At 73.6% G+C, this 5,190-nt stretch carries 5 protein-coding genes; all 5 read left to right on the top strand.

The window, feature by feature from the left end; all coding sequences use genetic code 11:
* Positions 1-278: 278 nt before the first annotated feature.
* On the top strand, positions 279-1,811 hold the full coding sequence (gene glpK / locus ACY45C_RS03655) for a glycerol kinase GlpK (protein WP_462186235.1): 1,533 nt from the start codon (positions 279-281) through the stop codon (positions 1,809-1,811).
* A gap of 222 nt (positions 1,812-2,033) precedes the next feature.
* Positions 2,034-2,573, top strand: coding sequence for a transcriptional regulator (locus tag ACY45C_RS03650; RefSeq protein WP_023841558.1), 540 nt, complete (start codon positions 2,034-2,036; stop codon positions 2,571-2,573).
* A 303-nt stretch (positions 2,574-2,876) separates the two neighbouring features.
* The gene (locus ACY45C_RS03645) at positions 2,877-3,806 is read left to right on the top strand and encodes an ABC transporter ATP-binding protein (RefSeq protein WP_462186261.1); all 930 of its coding nucleotides are present in this window, start codon (positions 2,877-2,879) and stop codon (positions 3,804-3,806) included.
* Positions 3,803-4,588 carry an ABC transporter permease gene (locus ACY45C_RS03640; RefSeq protein WP_462186234.1) on the top strand — a complete coding sequence of 262 codons (786 nt, stop codon included), beginning with the start codon at positions 3,803-3,805 and terminating at the stop codon, positions 4,586-4,588. Before ACY45C_RS03645 ends, ACY45C_RS03640 begins: the two co-directional genes overlap by 4 nt.
* Positions 4,589-4,729: 141 nt before the next feature.
* The coding region (locus ACY45C_RS03635) for a COX15/CtaA family protein (RefSeq protein WP_462186233.1) at positions 4,730-5,190 on the top strand (461 nt) is incomplete at its 3' end.

Raw genomic sequence — 5,190 nt, 5'->3', positions numbered from 1 at the left:
GGTACCCGTTGAAGGTGGTCGTCGCCGGTCGCTCCACCAACGAGATCACCTTCGACGATTACGGGACGCCCGCAGCCGGCACCCCGCCCGGCGACGTCGTCGACCTGTCCAACCTCGGCTGAGCCGCCCTTCCCGGCACGCCGGGCCCGCCTCACCTCTCCCCTATCTATACCTTTCTATCTATCCTTCCTTCCCCGCCTCCTTCTCCTCACCGTGCACCGCTCCCCTACCATGCGTCCCTTGCCATGCGTCAGCGGCCCGTGGGCGGGAGGAACGAGATGAGCGTGCCGGCACGCGGATCCCTGGTGGCGGCGGTCGACCAGGGGACCACCGGGACCACGGTCTGCCTGCTCAACCGGGACGGGGTGGTCGTCGGCCGCGGCTACACCGGGATCCGGCCCCGGTTCCCCCGGCCGGGCTGGGTCGAGCAGGATCCGGACGAGCTCTGGCGCAGCGTCGTCGACACCGTCGCCGCGGCGCTGGCCGGCTGCGGTCGCCGGGCCGGGGAGCTCGCCGCCCTCGGCATCACCAACCAGCGCGAGACCACCGTGCTGTGGGACCGGCGGACCTCCGCCCCGGTCCACCCGGCCATCGGGTGGCAGGACCGGCGGACGGCCGCGGTCTGCGAACGCCTCACCGCCGAGGGGCACGCGGGTGCGGTGGGGGAACGCACCGGGCTGGTGCTCGACCCCTACTTCTCCGGTACCAAGATCGGCTGGATCCTGGACGACGACCCCGGGCTGCGCCGGCGCGCCGGCCGGGGGGAGATCGCCTTCGGCACCGTCGATTCCTGGCTGGTCTGGAAGCTGACCGCCGGGGCCGCGCACGTCACCGACGTCACGAACGCCTCCCGCGCCCTGCTGCTCGACCTCGCCGCCGCGAGCTGGTCCCCGGAGATGCTCGATCTGCTGGGCGTTCCCGCCGAGATGCTGCCCGCTGTCGCGCCGAGCTCGCGGGTCTACGCCGAGACCGATCCGGACGCCTTCCTCGGCGTGCGGATCCCGGTGGCGGCCGTGATCGGCGACCAGCAGGCCGCTCTGTTCGCCCAGGGCTGCTTCGCACCCGGCCAGGCCAAGAACACCTACGGCACCGGTTCCTTCGTGCTGGTGAACACCGGCTCGGCCCTGCCGGCGCCGCAGTCGACGCTGCTGCGGACCGCGGCGTTCCAGCTCGACGGCGAACCGGTGCGGTACGCGCTGGAGGGGACGGTCCTGTCCACCGGTGCCGCCGTCGACTGGCTGCGGGACTCCCTGGGGATCATCCGGGATGCCGCCGAGACCGCCGACCTGGCCGCCTCCCTGACCGGCAACGACGGCGTCTACTTCGTCCCGGCGCTCGCCGGCCTCGGCGCCCCTCACTGGGATCCCCGCGCCCGCGGCGCACTGCTCGGGATCACCCGGGGGACCACCCGGGCGCACGTCGTCCGCGCGGTGCTCGAGGGCATCGCCTACCGCACCCGGGACGTCGTCGAGGCGATGGGTGCCGCGGGCTTCCCGGTGCGCGAGCTGCGGGCCGACGGCGGGGCCGCCCGCAACCACTGGCTCATGCAGTTCCAGGCCGACCTGCTCGGCGTCGAGCTCGACGTCCCGGACAACATCGAGACGACCGCGCTCGGTTCGGCCTACCTCGCGGGGCTCGCGACCGGGTTCTTCGCCGACCGCGAGGAGCTCGCCGGGCATCGGCGCAGCGCCGAGCGGTACCGGCCGAGGCTGTCCCGGGCCGAGCGGGACCGGTCCTACCGGCGATGGCTGCGCGCCGTGGACCGGGCCCGGGACTGGGCCAAGGACGCCGACGACGCCGACTGGGACTGACCGGGCCGACGGGACTGACCGGCCGACCGGGCTGACGGGGCTGGCGCGGCCGGAAAAACACTGTCGCGATTCCCGGATTGCGCCCCGCGACCGCGGGACCACGCCAGGGCCACGTTCCCTCGCGGCTTCTTGGTCGAACCGGCTGCCAGACGGACCGAGGCCTGACAATCTGTCACAGGGGGCGGTTGGCGTCTCCTGTCGACCTTGACCCGGACGGAGACCGTGACCGAGGCGGACTACGCCCTGGAGCTCGGCCGCCGGCTTCGCGCGGCGCGCAACCGGCGTGGCTTGTCGCTGCTGGACGTCCAGGAGCGCACGCATGGCCGGTGGACTGCCGGGACCCTGGGCGCCTACGAGCGAGGCTCTCGGACCCTGCGCGTGCATCGACTGGTCGAGCTCGCCGAGCTGTACGACGTTCCCGCGACGCTGCTGGTACCGCCGGCCGCCGATCGCCGCGAGACCGACCATCTGCCGCCGCTGGTCATCGACCTGCGCCGGCTGCGCAAGCTGCCCCCGACCCGCACCGGACCGCTGCGGCGCTGGATCGCCATCGTGCAGGTCCTGCGGTCGGACAGTTCACGCGACGTCCTGCGGCTGCGTCGCTCCGACCTGCAGTCGTTGTCCCGGCTCTACAGCACCACGCCGGCGATGCTGTACGAGCGGCTGGGCGCCTGGGGGGCGTTGGTGGAGCCGGGCGAGCCGGTGGCGGTCGGCGGGCGCCGCCGGGCACTGCCCGTCCGCCCGCCGCAGCAACGGGGCTAGCAACGGGGCTGGGTCGCGGCCGCCCGGTGGTGCCCGTTCCACCCGGCCGAAGCCTCGTGCCGGGGGCGGACCGGCCCTCCGCCCGACCCGCGATGTCCGTAGGATCGCAAGGTGGCCGAGATCCTGGCAGTCAGTGTCACGGACCTCGTGAAGACGTATTCCTCGCGGTCCGCTTCCCCGCGTTCCGGTCGTCGTCCTCACGAGTCCGGGCGGCGGCCCCACACCGGTCGGGCCGGGCGCGGTCCCGCGGCGTTCTCCACGTCCCCTACGCCCCCCGTGCGCCAGGCGCCCCCAGCGCCGGCGGTGCCGCCGGCGCCTTCCGGCGACGCCGCTCGACCGCCGACGACGCCCGATGGTCGGATACGCGCCGTGGACGGCCTGTCGCTGACCGTCCCGACCGGCACAGTCACGGCGCTGCTCGGGCCGAACGGCGCCGGCAAGACGACCACCGTGGAGATCTGCGAGGGATTCCGCCGCGCCGACGCGGGCGAGGTGCGGGTCCTCGGGCTCGACCCCTGGGCGGACGCCGTTGCCCTGCGCCCCCGGGTCGGGGTGATGCTGCAGTCCGGGGGGATGTATCCCGGCGCCCGCGCCGGCGAGATGCTGCGCCTCGTCGCCTCGCACTACCGCCACCCGCTGGATCCCGCGGCGCTGTTGGACCGGCTCGGGCTGACCGGGTCCGCCGGTACCCCGTTCCGCCGGCTCTCCGGCGGCCAGCAGCAGCGGCTGTCGCTGGCGATGGCCGTGGTCGGCCGCCCGGAGCTGGTCTTCCTCGACGAGCCGACGGCCGGGTTGGACGTCCAGGGCCGGCGGGACACCTGGGAGCTCGTCGAGGAGCTGCGCACGGCCGGGGTCACCGTCGTGCTGACCACCCACGCCATGGACGAGGCCGAACGGCTCGCCGGTCAGGTGATCATCGTCGACCACGGCAGGGTGGTGGCGGTCGGCTCCCCCGCGGAGCTCACCCGGGGCGGCGCCGAGGGGCAGCTGCGCTTCCGGGCCCCCGCCGGGCTGGATCTCGGCCGGCTGCTGCTCGCGCTGCCCGACGGCACCACCGCGCAGGAGGGCCCGGCTGGGCACTACCTGTTGCAGGGCACGGTCGACCCGCAACTGCTCGCTGCGGTGACCGCCTGGTGCGCGGGTAACGGCATCCTGGCAGAGGATCTCCGGGTCGAACAACGCACGCTGGAGGACGTCTTCGTGGAACTGACCGGATCGGAGCTGCGCTCATGACCGGCGTCCCGCTGCTCGATCTGCGCCCGGCTCCGGCGCCCGCGTCGCGGGCCCGGATGCTGGCGGCACAGACCAGACTCGAGCTGGTACTCACCCTACGGCGCGGCGAGTCCGTCCTGCTCACCCTGATCATCCCGGTCGGTCTGCTGGCCTTCTTCATCGCCGTCGACGTGCTGCCGAGCTCCACCGAGCGGCCGGTGGACTTCCTCGTCCCCGGGGTGCTCGCGCTGGCCGTGATGTCGACCGCCTTCACCGGGCAGGCGATCGCGACGGGCTTCGAACGCTCCTACGGCGTACTCAAACGCCTCGGGGCGACCCCGCTGCCCCGCGCGGTCCTACTCGCCGGCAAGACGTTGGCGGTGCTCGCCGTCGAGGTCATCCAGCTGGTGCTCCTGGTGGCGGTCGGGTTCGCGCTGGGCTGGGACCCGACCGGCGGGCCGGTCGGGGTTCCGGCGGTGCTGGCGCTGCTCGTCCTGGGCACGGCCGCGTTCTCGGGGCTCGGCCTGCTGATGGCCGGAGCCCTGCGGGCCGAGGCGACGCTCGCCGCCGCCAACGGCGTCTACCTGGTGCTGCTGCTGATCGGCGGGGTGGTGTTCCCGCTGTCGAAGCTTCCCGGCTGGCTGCGGGCGGTCGCCGAGGTGCTGCCGACCGCGGCGCTGTCGGACGGGCTGCGGGCCGTCCTCGCCGAGGGCGACGGTCCGGGGGCGCGTACCCTGATCGTGCTCGCGGCCTGGGCGGTGGCGAGTCTGGCGCTCGCCGCCCGCACCTTCCGCTGGGAGTAGAGCCGCTGAGAGTAGAGCCGACACCGGGACCGTCCGGTCACCGGGCACCATCCGGCCGGCAGGCAGGCACCATCTGGCCGGCAGGCACCATCCGACCAGCGGAGAAGGATCCGAGCGGCCCGCGCCGGACAGGGCGTTACCATGGCAGTCGTGCCAGCTTCTACAGAGCGTCGGAGTTTGCCGCTGATCAGCCTTCGCGCCTTCCGGCTCCTCACCACGCTCAACGTGGTCCTGCTGTCACTAATCGTGGTGAGCGGCGGCGTGGTCCGCCTGACCGGCTCCGGTCTCGGCTGCCCGACCTGGCCGCAGTGCGGGGACGGCTCGTTCGTGCCGCACTCGGAATACGCCCTGCACGGAGCGATCGAGTTCGGCAACCGGGTCGTCGGCCTGGTGGTCGGCCTCGTGGCGCTGATCACCCCGCTGGTCGCGCTCCGCCTGCGCGGCGGACGGCGGCGCGATCTTCGGCTGCTGTCCTTCGGCCTCTGGGTGGGTTTCCTCGGACAGGCCGTGCTCGGCGGGATCACCGTCCTGACGAAGCTGCACCCGGCGACCGTCGCCGCCCATTTCCTGCTCTCCATGGTCCTGCTGTGGAACGCGGTCCT

The organism is Frankia sp. CcWB2, from assembly GCF_977927585.1.
The sequence above is the reverse complement of the archived record's forward strand: the minus strand, read 5'-3'. Positions and strand labels throughout refer to the sequence as shown.